At 53.0% G+C, this 17,309-nt stretch carries 15 protein-coding genes; 10 read left to right on the forward strand and 5 right to left on the reverse strand.

Features of this window, described 5'->3' with window-relative positions; translation table 11 throughout:
- Positions 1-88: 88 nt before the first annotated feature.
- On the reverse strand, positions 89-1,423 hold the full coding sequence (locus tag LBW88_RS04710) for an MFS transporter (protein WP_224928085.1): 1,335 nt from the start codon (positions 1,421-1,423) through the stop codon (positions 89-91).
- A 310-nt stretch (positions 1,424-1,733) separates the two neighbouring features.
- Between LBW88_RS04710 and LBW88_RS04715 the strand changes: the two genes are divergently transcribed.
- The gene (locus tag LBW88_RS04715) at positions 1,734-2,654 is read left to right on the forward strand and encodes a LysR substrate-binding domain-containing protein (protein WP_224928082.1); all 921 of its coding nucleotides are present in this window, start codon (positions 1,734-1,736) and stop codon (positions 2,652-2,654) included.
- Here LBW88_RS04715 and smrA read toward each other — a convergent pair whose 3' ends face one another.
- Entirely contained in the window at positions 2,655-3,221 is a 567-nt protein-coding gene (gene smrA / locus LBW88_RS04720; protein WP_224928079.1) for a DNA endonuclease SmrA, read from the reverse strand.
- A gap of 296 nt (positions 3,222-3,517) precedes the next feature.
- On the opposite strand from smrA, the gene LBW88_RS04725 reads away from it, so the two are divergent.
- Together LBW88_RS04725 and uspE are read left to right on the forward strand one after the other, a co-directional pair.
- The gene (locus LBW88_RS04725; RefSeq protein WP_034830913.1) at positions 3,518-4,270 is read left to right on the forward strand and encodes an FNR family transcription factor; all 753 of its coding nucleotides are present in this window, start codon (positions 3,518-3,520) and stop codon (positions 4,268-4,270) included.
- A gap of 118 nt (positions 4,271-4,388) precedes the next feature.
- The gene (gene uspE / locus LBW88_RS04730; protein ID WP_224928076.1) at positions 4,389-5,345 is read left to right on the forward strand and encodes a universal stress protein UspE; all 957 of its coding nucleotides are present in this window, start codon (positions 4,389-4,391) and stop codon (positions 5,343-5,345) included.
- Positions 5,346-5,392: 47 nt separating this feature from the next.
- Here the strand turns inward: uspE and pntB are convergent, their stop codons facing one another.
- Together pntB and pntA are read right to left on the reverse strand one after the other, a co-directional pair.
- Complete coding sequence (pntB, locus tag LBW88_RS04735; RefSeq protein WP_224928074.1) at positions 5,393-6,781, reverse strand: Re/Si-specific NAD(P)(+) transhydrogenase subunit beta; 1,389 nt, start codon at positions 6,779-6,781, stop codon at positions 5,393-5,395.
- A gap of 11 nt (positions 6,782-6,792) precedes the next feature.
- Positions 6,793-8,325: a Re/Si-specific NAD(P)(+) transhydrogenase subunit alpha gene (gene pntA, locus LBW88_RS04740; RefSeq protein WP_224928071.1), complete on the reverse strand. Its 1,533-nt coding sequence runs from the start codon at positions 8,323-8,325 to the stop codon at positions 6,793-6,795.
- Positions 8,326-8,864: 539 nt separating this feature from the next.
- On the opposite strand from pntA, the gene ydgH reads away from it, so the two are divergent.
- Both ydgH and LBW88_RS04750 read left to right on the forward strand, forming a co-directional pair.
- Positions 8,865-9,821: a DUF1471 family protein YdgH gene (ydgH, locus tag LBW88_RS04745; protein ID WP_224928068.1), complete on the forward strand. Its 957-nt coding sequence runs from the start codon at positions 8,865-8,867 to the stop codon at positions 9,819-9,821.
- Between the two features lie 211 nt (positions 9,822-10,032).
- Positions 10,033-11,424 carry a basic amino acid/polyamine antiporter gene (locus tag LBW88_RS04750; RefSeq protein WP_224928065.1) on the forward strand — a complete coding sequence of 464 codons (1,392 nt, stop codon included), beginning with the start codon at positions 10,033-10,035 and terminating at the stop codon, positions 11,422-11,424.
- Here the strand turns inward: LBW88_RS04750 and LBW88_RS04755 are convergent, their stop codons facing one another.
- Entirely contained in the window at positions 11,425-11,838 is a 414-nt protein-coding gene (locus tag LBW88_RS04755) for a hypothetical protein (protein WP_038646835.1), read from the reverse strand.
- Positions 11,839-12,014: 176 nt separating this feature from the next.
- Here LBW88_RS04755 and rstA point away from each other — a divergent pair, with 176 nt between their 5' ends.
- The 5 genes from rstA (at position 12,015) to LBW88_RS04780 (ending at position 17,279) form a co-directional block, all read left to right on the forward strand.
- Positions 12,015-12,740 carry a two-component system response regulator RstA gene (rstA, locus tag LBW88_RS04760; RefSeq protein WP_224928061.1) on the forward strand — a complete coding sequence of 242 codons (726 nt, stop codon included), beginning with the start codon at positions 12,015-12,017 and terminating at the stop codon, positions 12,738-12,740.
- A complete protein-coding gene (rstB, locus tag LBW88_RS04765; protein ID WP_224928057.1) occupies positions 12,737-14,047 on the forward strand; it encodes a two-component system sensor histidine kinase RstB in 1,311 nt (436 codons plus the stop codon). Before rstA ends, rstB begins: the two co-directional genes overlap by 4 nt.
- A 12-nt stretch (positions 14,048-14,059) precedes the next feature.
- Positions 14,060-15,547: a carboxypeptidase M32 gene (locus LBW88_RS04770; RefSeq protein ID WP_224928054.1), complete on the forward strand. Its 1,488-nt coding sequence runs from the start codon at positions 14,060-14,062 to the stop codon at positions 15,545-15,547.
- 170 nt (positions 15,548-15,717) lie between these two features.
- The gene (asr, locus tag LBW88_RS04775) at positions 15,718-16,194 is read left to right on the forward strand and encodes an acid resistance repetitive basic protein Asr (RefSeq protein WP_224928051.1); all 477 of its coding nucleotides are present in this window, start codon (positions 15,718-15,720) and stop codon (positions 16,192-16,194) included.
- 278 nt (positions 16,195-16,472) lie between these two features.
- The gene (locus LBW88_RS04780) at positions 16,473-17,279 is read left to right on the forward strand and encodes a trypsin-like serine peptidase (protein ID WP_224928048.1); all 807 of its coding nucleotides are present in this window, start codon (positions 16,473-16,475) and stop codon (positions 17,277-17,279) included.
- Positions 17,280-17,309 lie beyond the last annotated feature (30 nt).

A 17,309-nucleotide genomic window follows, 5' to 3' on the forward strand; every position in this document is an offset into this window, starting at 1 on the left:
GGTCATCACCTCGGCGTTAAGGGTTGTTGCTAATGTAGATCAACCCTTTATCGCCGTGGAGGAATTTCGTGGAACTGTGATCGCCCTGTCACTCAACCTGGTCTGATGGGTCACCAAAGCGGCATTTCAGGACCAGCATGACCGTTGTGAGCACTGCCGGAATCGCCAGCAGCAGGAAGATTTGACTGAACGACCAACCCAGAGAAAGCAACTCTGCCCCAACAAAAGCACTCATTATCGCGCCGACGCGTCCTACACCGTGCATCCAGCTGGAACCGGTGGCACGCGCGTGCGTGGGATAATAGCTGGCCGAAAGTGCATTCATGCCAGTGTTAGCGCCGTTGAAGCAGAAGCCGCTAAAGAAGGCGATGGCACTCATTAATCCGACTTCCGCCGGAGAAAAACCCAGCCCGACGATGGCAATTCCCCCACAGAAGTAGATGATTGCCAGCGCGATATTGGCGTTGATGCGATCCATCAGCCAACCAGCGAACAGCGAACCGACTGTGCCGCCCGCCTGATACATGGCCGTGACAATGGCAGCTTCCGTCACCGACATCCCCAGCGTGTTGATCAGCGAGGGCATCCAGCTGCCAATGAGATAGACGAGGAACAGCCCCATAAAGTAGCCGCCCCACAACATCAGGCTGCCGAACAAATAACGACGGGAAACCACTGTCGCCACCGCGCCGCGCCGTACGGCAACCTGCTCCGTAGATTGGTAATGGCTGTTCGGTTCGACAACGCCAGGCAGCATGCGATCCAGAATGGCATGAATACGCGCCGCGGGCGCACGACGGCTAATCAGGAAACGCACGGACTCCGGCAAGCCGCGCAGCAGGAATGGCAAGACAATCAGCGGCAACACTCCGCCCATCAACATCACTGAGTGCCAGTCATAGCGTGGCAGCAGCCAGGAAGCCGCGAATCCGCCTGAGGCGGCACCAAAGGTAAAACCACAGAACACCACGGTGATGATAAAGGAGCGTCGACGTTCTGGCGCATACTCTGCCACCAGCGTCCCGACGTTTGGCATCGCGGCTCCGAGACCGAGTCCGGTGAGAAAACGGAAGAGCATCATCTGATCGATGTTTTGCGCCATCGCCGTTGCCAGCGTCCATAGGCCAAAAAATCCTACGCTAAGCAGGATCATCACCCGCCGGCCGTAGCGATCGGCCAGCGGCCCTGCCACCATGGCGCCTAACGCAAGACCGATTAGCGCGGCGCTGATCACCATGCCAAGCTGATGGTTAGTGACGCCCCAACTGGCTTTCAACGTGGGCGCTATAAAGCCCATCAGCGCGATGTCCATGCCATCCAGCGCCACCACGATGAAGCACAGTGCAATCAGGCGTTTTTGCCAACGGCTAAGCGCACTCTGATTAATCAGCTGGCGAACATCTACGGCTTCAACGGTGGTCACGGATCAACTCCTGCACATTCATCGTTTAATCATCAGTTTTGGTAAAAAAAACGGCGCTAATGATAGCTCATCGTTAACAATAACGGGCAGGATTTTTAAGTGTAAGTGAGAATTATTCAAATTTTGCGAGATTAAGCGTTTGATATTGCAATAGGTGATAATTTTGCACTGGCGCGCATTTTTGATAATTTCATTAAAAACAGCAAGTTATGTTTTCAGGTGACTTTGTTAATATAATTTTGCAGTGAAGTTAACATAATTTTGGTTTTCCCATTGCCGCCAACCGGTAAAAGTCATTATGTTTGAGGCTATGGATAAAAATTCCCTTTTCAATCAGCGCATTCGCTTGCGCCATTTACACACCTTTGTTGCGGTCGCGCAGCAAGGCACGCTGGGGCGCGCGGCGGAGACACTTAATCTCAGCCAACCTGCGCTCTCGAAAACCCTGAATGAGCTGGAAGAACTGGCTGGCGCGCGCCTGTTTGAGCGCGGTCGTCTCGGCGCGCAGTTAACCACGCTCGGTGAGCAATTCCTTGTTCATGCAGTGAAAGTGCTGGATGCACTCAACCATGCGGGACAAAGCTTTAACGCCCCACAGCCCGGTCGCCCGGTGGTGATTCGACTCGGTGCGTTGACGACAGCGGCGATGGGCATGCTGCCACAAATTCTTGACCGTTTTCATGAGCAGCAACCTAATACCACCGTACAGGTGGCGACCTTGCATAATAATGTGTTGCTAGCCGGATTACGCGCAGGTGAGTTTGATATTGGCATCGGACGCATGGCCGACAGTGAAATGATGGCAGGACTGAGTTATGAACTGCTGTTCTTAGAATCGCTTAAGCTGGTAGTGCGCCCGGAGCATCCACTTCTGAGTGACAACGTCACGCTGTCGCGCGCGATGCAGTGGCCGGTGGTGATATCGCCGGAGGGCACCGCACCGCGCCGCCTTGCTCAGCATATGCTGGATGAACAAGGTTGTTCACTCCCCGCCAATTGCGTTGAAACGTCCTCCACTTCGCTGGCGCGCCAACTGGCCCTGCGTTATGACTATGTGTGGTTTGTGCCCTCGGGTGCCATTAAAGAGGACCTCAGCCACAACGCGGTCACTGCACTCCCGATTAATTCTCCGGGACCCGGAGAGCCGGTGGGGATCATCACCCGCAGCGGCCATCATCTGAGCCTGAGTGCAGAAGTGTTGCTGGCGACCATCCGCAAATTTCACACCTGATTAGCGGCTGCGTTTGGCGTGGCGCTCACGATTCTCCAGCCGCGCCTGATCTGTTTTTCTCAAACTGACATACAGCGCCCCGGCACCACCGTGCTGGGGCTGTGCCACGCAAAAGCTTTGCACCTCGTCAAACTGCGTCAGCCAGCGTGCCAGATAGCTGCGTATAATATTGGCATGGGATTCATCATCGCGGCCTTTGCCATGGATGATCAACAGATTGCGTAGTCCCAGCTTGCGCGCCTGCAGCATAAAACTGAACAACGCCTGACGACAGGTTTCTACTGGTTGTCGTAACAGATTCAGACTGGCGTCCGATGGATATTTGCCCAACCGCAATTTATCCAGCACACCCTGCTGGATCCCTTCTGATTTGTATTCCAGCGGTGTGGTCAGTGGAATAATGTCGAGAAAGCCACGAGTCAGGAAATTCTCCTGTTCGTCGTTGGCTTGTGTTGGGCGCGGAGCTTTGGTTGAGGGCGTGCGCAGCCATTGGGTGTTAGCGCAATCTTTCAGTGGCGTCACATCGCCCATGGCATCCCGGAAAAGGTCTTCATCGTCAAGGTTCATGGTCTTTTCTCGCACCTGGTGGTTAGATGAACGCAAATTGCCGCTCAAAGACAAAATAGTAGCAAAGGTTTTTTGGCATCACATCTGTCACTTTTTGCGCTGTGACAGGTTGTGACCAGATGTAAATGTGGCAAGAAAACGTTCCAGGTCAAAAAATAGTGTCAGGCTAACCTTGCGCAAACTCAGGTATACCCTACGTTAGTGGGGGTTTAGGGATTAATACTGCTCGGATGAGTTCCCTTAACGCGTAAAAATGTTAAAATTGACGGCAGTCAATAATCATCGAGCGTACCTATATGATCCCGGAAAAACGCAGCATTCGACGTATTCAGTCTGGCGGATGTGCCATCCACTGTCAGGATTGCAGTATCAGCCAGTTGTGTATTCCCTTCACGCTGAACGAGCACGAGCTGGATCAGCTGGACAATATCATTGAGCGCAAAAAGCCGATTCAGAAAGGCCAGACGTTGTTCAAAGCCGGTGATGAACTGAAGTCGCTTTACGCTATCCGCTCCGGCACCATCAAAAGCTATACCATCACTGAACAGGGTGACGAGCAGATTACCGGCTTCCATCTGGCTGGCGATTTGGTGGGCTTTGATGCGATTGTCGGCGCACACCACCCTAGCTTTGCTCAGGCGCTGGAAACTGCCATGGTGTGTGAAATTCCTTTCGAAACCCTCGACGATCTCTCCGGTAAAATGCCGGCACTGCGCCAGCAGATGATGCGTCTGATGAGCGGTGAGATTAAAGGCGATCAGGACATGATCCTGCTGCTCTCCAAGAAAAATGCGGAAGAGCGTCTGGCGGCCTTTGTCTGGAATCTGTCACGCCGCTTCGGGCAACGTGGCTTCTCACAACGTGAATTCCGCCTGACCATGACGCGTGGTGACATTGGTAACTATTTGGGACTAACCGTAGAAACCATTAGCCGTCTGCTCGGCCGCTTCCAGAAAAGTGGCATGCTGGCGGTGAAAGGCAAATATATCACTATTGAGAACCATGCATTGCTGGCAGAACTGGCTGGTCAGACTGAACAAGCAGCGTGATTCTGTGCCGGGTCGATAAATGTTAGTTTATTGATCCGGCAACAACTTTTCCCCTTCTGCCCTACGCTAACTTAGGCTATCTTTAATCCAACTTGCTTTGGTTTGAGGAGATTGCCTTATGTCCCGGTACCAAAATATTCTGGTGGCGATTGACGCCCAACAGGACGATCAACCCGCGCTGCGTCGTGCGGTGTATCTGAATCAACGTATCGGCGGAAAAATCAAAGCTTTCCTGCCTATCTACGACTTCTCCTATGAAATGACCACCTTGTTGTCGCCGGATGAGCGATCCAACATGCGTAAAGGTGTCATAAGTCAGCGAACTGAATGGATTCGTCAGCAGGCCCACGCCTATCTTGAGGCTGGCGTCGACATTGAAATTAAAGTGGTGTGGCATAACCGCCCTTATGAAGCGATCATTCAGGAAGTGTTGGCGCATCAGCACGACTTAGTGTTGAAAATGGCCCACCAGCACGATCGCCTGGAAGCGGTGATTTTTACCCCCACTGACTGGCATTTGCTGCGTAAATGTCCTTGCCCGGTATGGATGGTGAAAGATCAACCGTGGCCGGAAGGTGGCAGAGCAATTGTGGCTGTCAATCTGGCCAGTGAAGAGCCGCACCACGATGAACTTAACCAAAAGCTGATTCGTGAAACGGTGCTACTGGCCGATATGGTCAATCACACTGAAGTGCATCTGGTGGGTGCCTATCCCATCACGCCAATTAATATCGCCATCGAACTGCCCGACTTTGATCCCAGCGTGTATAACGACGCGATTCGTGGCCAACATCTGGTGGCGATGAAAGCATTGCGTCAGAAATTCTCTATCGGTGAAGAGTTCACTCATGTGGCGAAAGGCTTACCTGAGGAAGTTATTCCGGATATCGCTTCACATCTTGAATCGGGAATTGTGGTGCTGGGTACCATTGGACGTACCGGCCTTTCAGCCGCGTTTCTGGGGAATACCGCTGAGCAGGTTATCGATCATTTACGATGTGATTTACTGGCGATCAAACCTGACGATTTCAAATCGCCGATTGATTATGACGACGAAGAAGACGAAGACGATTAAAACAATAAAGGCGACCAGATGGTCGCCTTTTTTAACAGCCATGCTGATTACAGCGCGCGCAGGATACCTTCTACACTCGCCTTGGCATCGCCAAACAACATTTGTGTGTTGTCTTTGAAGAACAGCGGGTTCTGCACCCCGGCGTAACCAGTATTCATCGAACGTTTGAACACGATAACGTTCTGCGCTTTCCACACTTCCAGCACTGGCATACCTGCGATTGGGCTGCGTGGATCTTCCTGTGCCGCCGGGTTAACGGTGTCGTTGGCACCGATCACCAGTACGGTATCGGTATCGCTGAAATCATCGTTAATCTCGTCCATTTCCAGTACCACGTCGTACGGCACTTTGGCTTCCGCCAGCAACACGTTCATGTGGCCAGGCAAACGACCGGCAACCGGATGGATACCGAAACGCACTTTGATACCGCGTGCACGTAGTTTCTCAGTGATTTCCGCCACCGGATACTGCGCCTGCGCCACCGCCATGCCGTAGCCAGGAGTGATGATCACTGACGTTGAACCTTTCAGCAGTTCAGCTGTGTCTTCCGCCGTGATTTCACGATGTTCACCCTCTTCTTCGCTTTCGCCACCGACACTCACATCGGTACCAAAACCACCGGCAATCACGCTAATGAACGAGCGGTTCATCGCCTTACACATAATGTAAGACAGAATGGCACCCGAAGAACCCACCAGCGCACCGGTGACGATCAACAGGTCGTTGCTTAACATAAAGCCTGCCGCCGCGGCCGCCCAACCGGAGTAGGAGTTGAGCATCGAAACGACGACTGGCATATCCGCACCGCCAATCGAAGCCACCAGATGCCAGCCGAACACCAGCGCAATCACGGTCATCAACAACAGCGCAACCACTTGTGAACCGGTGCTGTCCGTCTGTACAAACCACAGCATCAGCAGGAAGGAAACCACCAGCGCTGCCAGGTTCATTTTATGGCGATGCGGTAACATCAGGGCTTTCGACGAAATCTTGCCGCGCAGTTTGCCAAACGCCACGATGGAACCGGTGAAGGTCACTGCACCAATGAAGATGCCAAGGAACACTTCGGTCAGATGGATATTTTCCATCACCGGCACCAGGCCTGGTGCATGATCGAGATAGCTGTTGAAGCCAACCAGAACCGCGGCCAGACCCACAAAGCTATGCAGGATTGCCACCAGCTCCGGCATTTCAGTCATTTCGACTTTCTTCGCCAGACGGATACCAATCGCACCGCCGATCACCATCGCCAGCAGGATCCACGCCACGTTGCCGCTGTTGGGTCCGAAGATGGTCGCCAGCAGCGCAATCGCCATGCCGCTGATACCAAAGAGATTACCCTGCTTTGACGTCTCATGTTTAGAGAGGCCACCCAGGCTGAAAATAAACAAAATTGCGGCAACAATGTATGCTGCAGTCACTAATCCGCCAGACATATTGCTACCCCTTAATTCTTACGAAACATTTTCAGCATGCGCTGGGTGACGGTGAAACCACCGAAGATATTGATGCTGGCAATCAGTACGGCGACGAAGGCAAGGAAAGTCACCCAACCACCGTGCCCCATCTGCAGCACCGCGCCCACCACGATAATGCCGGAGATGGCGTTTGTGACTGACATCAGCGGCGTATGCAACGCATGGCTGACGTTCCACACCACGTAGTAGCCGACCACGCACGAGAGCGCAAAGACGGTGAAGTGGGAGAGGAACTCTGGCGGAGCAACATTGGCGAGGCAGGCAAACAGCACCACCGCCAGCGCCAGCAGCAGATACTTGCGCCACGGTGAAACCGGTTTGGCTTCCACTTTGGCTTTTGGCTGGATAGCCGCTTGCGCCGCTTTCGGTGCGGCAGAAACCTGAATCGGCGGCGCTGGCCAGGTCACTTCGCCTTCACGAATCACGGTGACGCCGCGGACGACTACATCCTCGAAGTCCACGGTGATTTCGCCGTTCTTTTCTTTGCACAGCAGTTTCAGCAGGTTCACCAGGTTGGTGCCGTACAGCTGAGAGGACTGTGTTGCCAGACGACTAGGCAGATCGGTATAACCAATGATCTTCACGCCGTTGCTGGTCAACGTCACCTGATCGGCCACAGTCAGATCGCAGTTGCCGCCAGTGGCCGCAGCCAGATCGACAATCACACTGCCTGGCTTCATGCTGGCCACCATTTCAGCGGTGATCAGCTTCGGTGCCGGTTTGCCTGGGATCAACGCAGTGGTGACAATAATGTCGACTTCTTTCGCCTGCGCGGCAAACAGTTCCATCTCCGCCTTAATAAAGGCTTCTGACATCACTTTGGCATAGCCATCGCCACTGCCCGCTTCTTCTTCGAAATCCAGCTCCAGGAACTCGGCGCCCATACTCTGCACCTGTTCTTTCACTTCCGGACGCGTATCAAACGCACGTACGATCGCACCGAGGCTGCCCGCGGCACCAATCGCTGCCAGACCCGCCACACCCGCGCCGATAATCATCACTTTGGCCGGTGGCACTTTACCCGCGGCGGTGATTTGCCCGGTAAAGAAGCGGCCAAATTCATGCGCCGCTTCAACGATGGCACGGTAACCCGCGATGTTGGCCATAGAACTCAAGGCATCCAGCGCCTGGGCACGGGAAATACGCGGTACGGAATCCATCGCCATGACGGTGACGTTACGTGCAGCCAGTTTCTCCAGCAGTACTGGATTTTGCGCTGGCCAGATAAAGCTCACCAAAGTGCTGCCCGCGCGCGTCAGTTCGATCTCCTGATCGTCTGGCGCATTCACTTTCAACACAATGTCAGACTGCCAGACACTTTCGGTGGTGCTGATAGTGGCACCAGCGGCGATAAAGCTCTCATCGTCAAAACTCGCGCGAATACCAGCGCCCTGCTCGACCGTGACGCTGAATCCCAGCTTGATCAGTTGCTCAACGGTCTTTGGCGTTGCTGCAACGCGCGACTCATTGGCTAACCGTTCTTTGGGTATCCCAATTAACATACTGTTTCCTTTCAACAATTAAAGGATGAGGTTCTGTAAGTGGCACAAGCCCATAAGGCTGAAACAGCGTTTCAGCTTTTTATGAGCAAAATGCGCAATGTAACAAAGTCTTTATAACCTACTGAAAATGTGAAAAGTGATCCACAGCGATAACGCACACTTATGACATTCACTCAAATATTCAGATGCAAAGATTGAATGCCACGTTTTGCCACTAGTTTTAAGCCGTAATAAAAAATAATCTGCTGCGCAGAATCGTGTCATGTCGAATTAAGTGTTTTAAAAAACCTTTATTTAACAATGCATTAACTATATTTGCACTATGTGTTACCAGAATAAGTGGTAAGTCGTTCAAAAAAAGGCCATAGCATAGGCAAATGACATGTCTATGAATAATTTGCGGAGATTGTCAATGTTATGCGTATAAATTGGCTGAGACAGGTTGATTATTACATGCAATAATCAGCGGCTAATCTGTTATACATCAAGAGTCCAGCACGTTTTCGTACTCATTTTGCGTAAGGCGAAGGATCATTTTTATGAAGCTGAAGAACACCATTCTGGCGACCACCTTGTTATCACTGTTGGCAGCAAATGCATTTGCCGCCAAAGAGTTGACGCCAGAACAAGCGGCCGCGTTGAAACCATTCGAACGTATTAATATCAGCGGTCGTTTCAATGCCATCGGTGATGCTACCGATGCCATCTCTAAAGCAGCCGACGAAAAAGGCGCTGACTCCTTCTATGTGCAGGGTATCAACGATACCAACGGCAATGGCGGTAACTGGCGCGTCACGGCTGATCTGTATAAAGCCAACGCACCTAAAGCGGATGACACCACGAAATACCGCTCCTTCAGCGGCGTCAAAGAGTTGCCAAAAGCCGAAGCGTATCGTTTAGAGCCATTCGATACTGTTTCGGTGAGCGGTTTCTTCGCCAGCCAGCCAGATGTGAATGATGCCATTGCCAAACAGGCGAAAGACAAAGGTGCGGCATCCTTCTTTATTGTGCGTCAGGTTGATGCCAACAACGGCGGTAACCAGTACGTGACCGCTTATGTGTATAAAGCAGATGCACCAGAACGTAAGGTACAGAATGTTTCAGATTCGATTCCTGCCGATTCTGAAGCCGGCAAAGCAGCACTGGCTGCTGGCGGCGCTGAAGCCAGTAAAGTGGCTATTCCGGGTGTCGCCTCATCTGATACCCCTAGCCGTAGCGTAGGCCGTTTCTTTGAAACGCAGAGTTCAACGGGCCAGCGTTATACCGTTAAGCTGGCAGATGGCCGTAGCGTGCAGGAAGTGAATGCGATTACTGCCGCACAGATGCAGCCGTTTGATACCGTGACCTTCTCCGATCACTTCGGAACGCCGACTGAAGTGTCTGAAGCTGTGGCTAAACGCGCGGCTGATAAGGGTGCGAAGTACTATCACATCACCCGTCAGTGGTCGAGCCAGAGCGGTGGCAACCTGACCGTGACCGCGGATCTGTTCAAGTAATTCCCCTTCAGGGCGGCTTTTGTCGCCCTGTGCTTCTTTTTGCATAGTCTGTGCGCAGATCTGCATAATCCTGCATTGCCTTCCCTTTTCGCTCTCCGTAAAATCCTTCGCCTGTTTTCAGGGTATTCCGTTTTAAATCCGGCTAATGGCCACGTTACACTCCAGCGGAATAGTCACTACCCAGCATACTCTGCTGTCCAGGAAAGGTGTTTTGGATAAAAAATTAGGTCTGAGCGCGCTCACCGCGCTGGTACTCAGCTCCATGCTCGGCGCGGGCGTGTTTAGCCTGCCGCAAAATATGGCTGCCGTCGCCGGTCCCGCTGCACTGCTGATTGGCTGGCTGATTACCGGTGTCGGCATCCTGTTTCTTGCGCTGGCGATGCTGCTGCTGACACGCTTAAAACCCGAACTGGACGGCGGGATTTTTACCTATGCGCGCGCCGGATTTGGTGAGTTGGTAGGATTTTGTTCCGCCTGGGGCTACTGGCTCTGTGCGGTCATCGCCAACGTGTCGTATCTGGTAATTGTCTTTTCGGCACTGAGTTTCTTCACTGATACGCCTGACCACGTGGTGTTCGGCGATGGCAATACCTGGCAGGCCATGCTGGGTGCGTCAGTGCTGTTATGGCTGGTGCACTGGCTGGTATTACGTGGCGTGCAAACCGCTGCCAGCATCAACCTGCTCGCTACCCTGGGGAAACTGGTGCCACTGCTGCTGTTTGTCGTGCTGGCCCTGCTGGCGTTTAACTACGATCGCTTCCACTTCGACTTCAGCGGGGTTGCGTTAGGCCAGCCGCTCTGGCAGCAGGTCAAGCAGACCATGTTGATCACCTTGTGGGTGTTTATTGGTGTCGAAGGCGCGGTGGTGGTCTCCGCGCGAGCACGTCATAAGAAAGATGTCGGACGCGCCACCATGCTGGCGGTTATCGCGGCCCTGCTGGTTTACTTGCTTGTCACCCTACTGGCTCTGGGCGTTGTGCCACGTGCAGAGCTGGCGCAAATGCGGAATCCTTCGATGGCTGGCTTGATGCAGCATCTGTTGGGGCATTGGGGCAATACGGTAATTGCAGTGGGTCTGATTATTTCCGTGTGTGGCGCGTATTTAAGCTGGACAATTATGGCCGCCGAAGTCCCTTTCCTTGCAGCACAACAAGGGGCTTTTCCCCGCAGTATTGCACGCCAGAATCGTCATAATTCGCCGGCGGCTTCGCTGTGGCTCACCAACGCCAGCGTACAGGTCTGTCTGATCCTCATTGCTGTGACTGGCGCAGATTACAATACGCTCCTGACCATCGCGTCAGAGATGATTCTGGTGCCGTATCTGTTGGTGGGGCTGTATTTGATTAAAGTGGTTCGCGGGCAACAAAATCCGCTGGCGATGGCGGTAGGATTGGGCGCCAGTGCTTACGGATTCTGGCTGCTTTACGCTTCGGGTCCGCTGCACCTGCTGCTGTCTGTGGTGCTGTACGCACCGGGATTACTGCTGTTCCTCTATGCGCGACGCGGTGGTCGTGGCAACAAGGTGTTGTCACAACTGGAGCGCATCGCGATAGGGTTACTGATTGCTGCAGCACTGCCAGCGATGTGGCAGCTCACGCAGTAATTAGTGAGGCTGAACCGGGATGGAGACACACAGCAGGTCATCCTGCTGTGTCAGATTGAGCGCTTTACGGTATTCCTGATGGATTGCGTCCAGCTGATCTTCTGACAGAGGATAAGGCAGTTGAATATCAAATCGGCTGATGTGTTGCTGTTCAGCTAAGGTGATCAATCGCGCAATGTTAATCTCGTCACTCACCTGCGTAGAAATGATTTGTAATGCTAATTCTTTCAGATGATCGTCGCTTGCCGCTAAACCATGTGCAGATTTTCGCGTCACCATGCCAAAGATCGGCATGACACCGTATATGGCGTCAACGAAACTCCAGCGTTTTTTGCAGGAAGCAGAGAGAAAATCGCTGTAATTGAAGCAGATGCGGTCACTGTATCCGGCTGAAGCCAGCTCTTTATCAGACACCCTCGCACTCCTCCTGGTTTTCGTTACGGTTCCGAACCTTGCGCTACAACGCGCCGCTAATAATGGCACATTTCACCGTAAATATACCAGTCAGGCAGGGATATTTCGTGCGATAGCGTAGAGCTCAGGACCAGGAAAAGTTATGCTGCTGTCATTCTCATCACTTGCCGTGAAATATGAACAAAATTGTCTATGTGGAAGATGAGCCAGAAGTCGGTGAATTGATCGCCGCTTACCTTGGCCGCCACGATATTGAAGTGACTGTTGAAACGCGCGGTGACCGTGCTGAAGCGACTATTTTAGAAGCCGATCCCGACCTGGTGCTCCTCGATATTATGTTGCCAGGCAAAGATGGCATGACCGTTTGTCGCGATCTGCGCGCGCACTGGTCAGGGCCGATTGTGCTGCTGACATCGCTCGACAGTGACATGAACCACATTCTGGCGCTGGAAATGGGTGCCAACGATTACATTCTGAAAACCACGCCGCCCGCTGTTTTGCTGGCCCGCTTGCGTCTGCACCTGCGCCAGGCGCAGGGTTCTCAGCCCGAAGTCACACCCGCGATTCAGAGTTCCCAGCGTGTGTTGCGTTTTGGTTCACTGACCATTGATTCACTCAATCGTCAGGTGATGCTGTTTGATGAGAACATTACCCTCTCCACCGCCGATTTTGATTTGCTGTGGGAGTTGGCTACCCACGCAGGACAGATCCTGAACCGCGATGCATTGCTGAAAACGCTGCGTGGGGTGAGCTATGACGGCATGGATCGCAGTATTGATGTGGCGATTTCACGCCTGCGCAAAAAACTGTATGACAGTGCCACCGAGCCGTTCCGCATCAAAACCATCCGCAATAAAGGTTACCTGTTCGCGCCTCAGGCCTGGGATACCCGTTCAGCATGAGAAAGCTCTTTATCCAGTTCTATCTGCTGCTGTTCGTCTGCTTTCTGGTGATGACCTTGCTGGTGGGGCTGGTGTACAAGTTCACCGCAGAGCGTGCAGGCCGCCAGTCAATGAACGATTTGATGGCGAGTTCGCTGTTTTTGATGCGCAGCGAGTTGCGCGAGATCCCTCCGCGTGACTGGAACAAAACCATCCGCAATCTCGATCTTGATTTGTCGTTTGAGCTGCATATCGAACCGATGAGTAAGTATCAGCTGGATGAGCCCGATATGCGCCGCCTGCGTGCCGGTGAAATCGTCGCGCTTGACGATCAATACACCTTCCTGCAGCACATTCCGCGTAGCCATTATGTGTTATCGGTCGGCCCTATCCCTTATCTGTTTTATCTGCATCAGATGCGCATTCTGGATATCGCGCTGCTGGCGTTTATCGGTATGTCTTTGGCGCTGCCGGTGTTTATCTGGCTGCGACCACACTGGCAGGAGATGCAGCGGCTGGAAAAAGCCGCGCAACGTTTTGGTCGCGGTGAACTGGATGTGCGCACTCATTTCGAAAGTACGTCGAGCCTGCACAGTCTCGGTGTCGCATTTAACCAAATGGCCGACAACATCAATACGCTGGTGGCCAGTAAGAAACAGCTTATTGATGGCATCGCCCACGAGTTAAGAACGCCGTTAGTTCGTCTACGTTATCGCCTTGAAATGAGCGATAACCTCAGCGAGGCCGAATCCGCTGCGCTCAATCGCGATGTCGGCCAGCTTGAGAGCTTAATCGAAGAATTACTGACCTATGCCCGTCTCGACCGCCCGCGTGTCGATCTTAACCTCCAGTCGTTTGATTTGGCGCAGTGGTTGCGTGTGCATATCGAAGATGTGCAAACCATGAATCCACAGGCGCATATCGCACTGGATATTCCGCAACTTGAGAATGTGGGCTCCGCCGATACCCGTTTGATGGAACGCGTTCTGGATAATCTGGTGAACAATGCGCTGCGTTACGCTCAACAGCGGCTGCGGGTTAGCCTGTGGTTTGACGGCGCCATCGGTAATTTACAGGTAGAAGATGATGGCCCGGGTATCCCACCCGAAGAGCGCGCACGCGTGTTTGAGCCTTTCGTTCGTCTCGATCCTAGTCGCGATCGTGCAACCGGCGGCTGCGGGCTCGGGCTGGCGATTGTCCACTCTATTGCACAGGCACTGCAGGGACAGGTCACTATTGAGAGCAGCCCGCTGGGTGGCGCCAGCGTTCGCTTCTGCTGGCCGGTTGATCTACCCTTGCGAGATGTTTCGCCCCGTTTACCGTCATAAGGAGCTTTTATTTTGACTTCTGCTTATCAGGAACTTAGCAAAACTTTCCAGCGCCTTTCCCGCTTTGGTCATCTGGGCGCTATTGCCGGCGTGGATATGCAAACCACCATGCCGCCAGGCGGTAGTCAGGCGCGCGGTGAAGCCATGGCGGAACTCAGCGTGTTTATGCATGAACTGCTGACTGATAAACGCCTCGGCGGCTTGTTCGATGCCGCCCAGCAAGAATCGTTGAACGATGTTGAGCAAGCTAACCTGAGCGAAATGCAGCGTGCATGGCAGCAGGCGACGATTCTGCCCGCTTCGTTGGTAGAAGCTAAATCGCTGGCCGGTTCGCGTTGTGAGCACGCATGGCGCCAACAGCGTCCGGCTAATGACTGGCAGGGCTTCTCGGCTAACCTGAAAGAAGTGGTGAAACTCAGCCGTGAGGAAGCTCAGTTACGCGCCGAGGCGCTGGGTGTGTCTCGTTATGACGCGCTACTGGATGTGTTCGAGCCAGGCATGACCAGTGTACAACTCGACAGTACTTTTGGCGAGTTGAAAAGCTGGCTGCCCGCGCTGCTGCAAAAAGCCGTTGAGAAGCAGCAGAAAACCGCCATCGCGGCGCCGATTGGTCCCTTCGCCATTGAAGCGCAAAAGCAGCTGGGCTTGAGTGTGATGAAAACGTTGGGCTTCGATTTCAATCATGGCCGCCTGGATGTTAGTGCACATCCCTTCTGTGGCGGCGTGCCGGAAGATGTACGCATCACCACCCGTTACAATGAGAGCGACTTCCTCAGTGCCATGATGGGCGTGATCCATGAAACCGGACACGCACGTTATGAGCAGAACTTACCGCAGCAATGGCGCGGACAACCGGTGGCACATGCACGCTCTACCGCCATGCATGAATCACAAAGCCTGTTTATGGAGATGCAGCTGGGCCGCAGTAAGGCGTTCCTGCAACATATCCACCCGCAGGTGACGGCGATGATGGGCGATCAGCCCGCGCTGGAACTCAACAACTTTATTCGCCAGACGCAACGCGTCAAGCCCGGCTTTATTCGCGTGGATGCCGATGAGCTGAGCTATCCGGCCCACGTGATTCTGCGTTACGAGATCGAACGTGCGTTGATTGAAGGTGAGATTGAAGTCGATGACATCCCCGCACTGTGGGATGAGAAGATGCAGCAATCGCTGGGAATAGATACCCGTGGCAATTACCGTGATGGCTGCATGCAGGATATCCACTGGACCGATGGCGCCTTTGGTTACTTCCCGACGTACACCTTAGGTGCCATGTACGCGGCCCAGCTATTCCAGGCCGTGAAGCGGGCGATACCTCAAGTGGAAGATCTGATCCGTAACGGAGAGTTGCAGCCGGTATTTGACTGGTTACAACAGAACATCTGGCAGCACGGCAGCCGCTTCCCGACGAATCAGCTGTTGGTCAATGCTACGGGCGAAACGCTGAATCCGCACTATTTCCGTCAGCACCTTGAACAACGCTATCTCTCTGCGTAAACTGCGCTGCGGCCCAACCGGCCGCCCTTTTCACTTCCTTTACTCCGCTTTGTACATTCCGTTACACGCCGATACCAATGCCTCACGGAAAGACCGAGTTGTTTTTCATATAGTTGTTTCACCGGCCCCGCAGTGGGCTACACATGAAAAATTAGTTCGAGGATTTTGCGATGAAAAAATTAGTTGCACTGGTGATCGCCGCTGCTATGGGTATGTCTTCTGTTGCTTTCGCTGCTGAGACCACTACAGCTGCTCCGGCTGCTGCCGCTACCACTACCGCTGCACCTGCTAAGCACAAAGCGGTTCATCATAAGAAAGTTGCCCAGAAAGCGCAGGCAGCTAAAAAACACAAAAAAGTAGAGAAGAAAGCGCCAGCTGCACAGAAAGCGCAGGCCGCTAAAAAGCACCACAAAAAAGCAACCAAGCCAGCTGCACAGAAAGCCCAGGCTGCTAAAAAGCACCACAAAAAAGCAACCAAGCCAGCTGCACAGAAAGCCCAGGCTGCTAAAAAGCATCACAAAAAAGCAACCAAGCCAGCTGCACAGAAAGCTCAAGCTGCTAAAAAGCACCACAAAAAAGTAACTAAACCAGCTCAGAAAGCTCAGGCTGCTAAAAAGCACCACAAAGCGAAAAAAGCGGCTAAATAATTCGGCCCCTTAGCGCCAACACCGCATTAATATCTAAAACACCCGGTTATGCCGGGTGTTTATTTACTGGAGTAGCGAAAAATGGTGCGTCGCTATCGCTTCGAAATTATCCTGATTGTAATGATCCTCTGTGGCATTGTTGCAGCCAGTTTTTTTATCTAGTCGTTGTAGCGTGCTGATTACTCCAATATTTCTCCCTTTTTTCCCGCTCTCCGACTATAGTTATCGCTCAAGCGTGATGACAAACTCCCCTACTTATTCTCGCCATTGAGAGATTTATGCGCCTGGCTACCCTGTTACTCGTTGGTATTTTCAGTTTTAACCTCGCAGCACATGCCGATGACGAAGATGGGCCAAGCCCGGAAGACATCAAGACACTGTTCTTTGGCAAAGACCACCGCAAAGCGATCACGGATGTCAGCGCGGCGCCATGGGATGCGATTGGCCAGCTGGAGACCGAAAGCGGCAATCTCTGTACCGCAACCCTGATATCCGCTCACCTGGCGTTAACCGCCGGACATTGCCTGCTCGCTCCTCCGGGTAAATTTGATAAACCGGTGGCGCTGCGCTTTATGTCAGGTGCCAAAGGCTGGCGTTATGAAATACATGATATTGATGCGCGAGTAGAACCTTCTCTGGCGCGCAGGCTTAAAGCCGACGGTGAGGGTTGGATCGTGCCGCCGGGCGCGGCACCTTACGATTATGGGCTGGTTATTTTGCATAACCCGCCGTCGGGCATCGTGCCGATTCCCCTGTTTGACGGCTCACGCAGCGATCTAACTGACGCACTGAAAACCACCGAACGTAAAGTGACGCAGGCCGGATATCCGGCGGATCATCTTGATACGCTCTACTCGCACAGTGATTGTTTGATTACCGGCTGGGCGCAACGTGCGGTGTTGTCACACCAGTGCGATACCTTGCCTGGCGATAGTGGATCACCGCTACTGTTAAAAAGTGGGGATGGCTGGAAACTGATTGCGGTGCAAAGCTCTGCGCCCGCTCCAGCGGATCGTTATCGCGCGGATAACCGTGCCATTGCGGTCACATCGTTTAAAGACAGTCTTGAAGAGTTGGCGAAATAAGATTCCGCCACTCAATCGATTCTTCGCGGT

It is taken from the genome of Pantoea sp. alder81 (assembly GCF_020179835.1).
Lineage (GTDB): Bacteria > Pseudomonadota > Gammaproteobacteria > Enterobacterales > Enterobacteriaceae > Pantoea.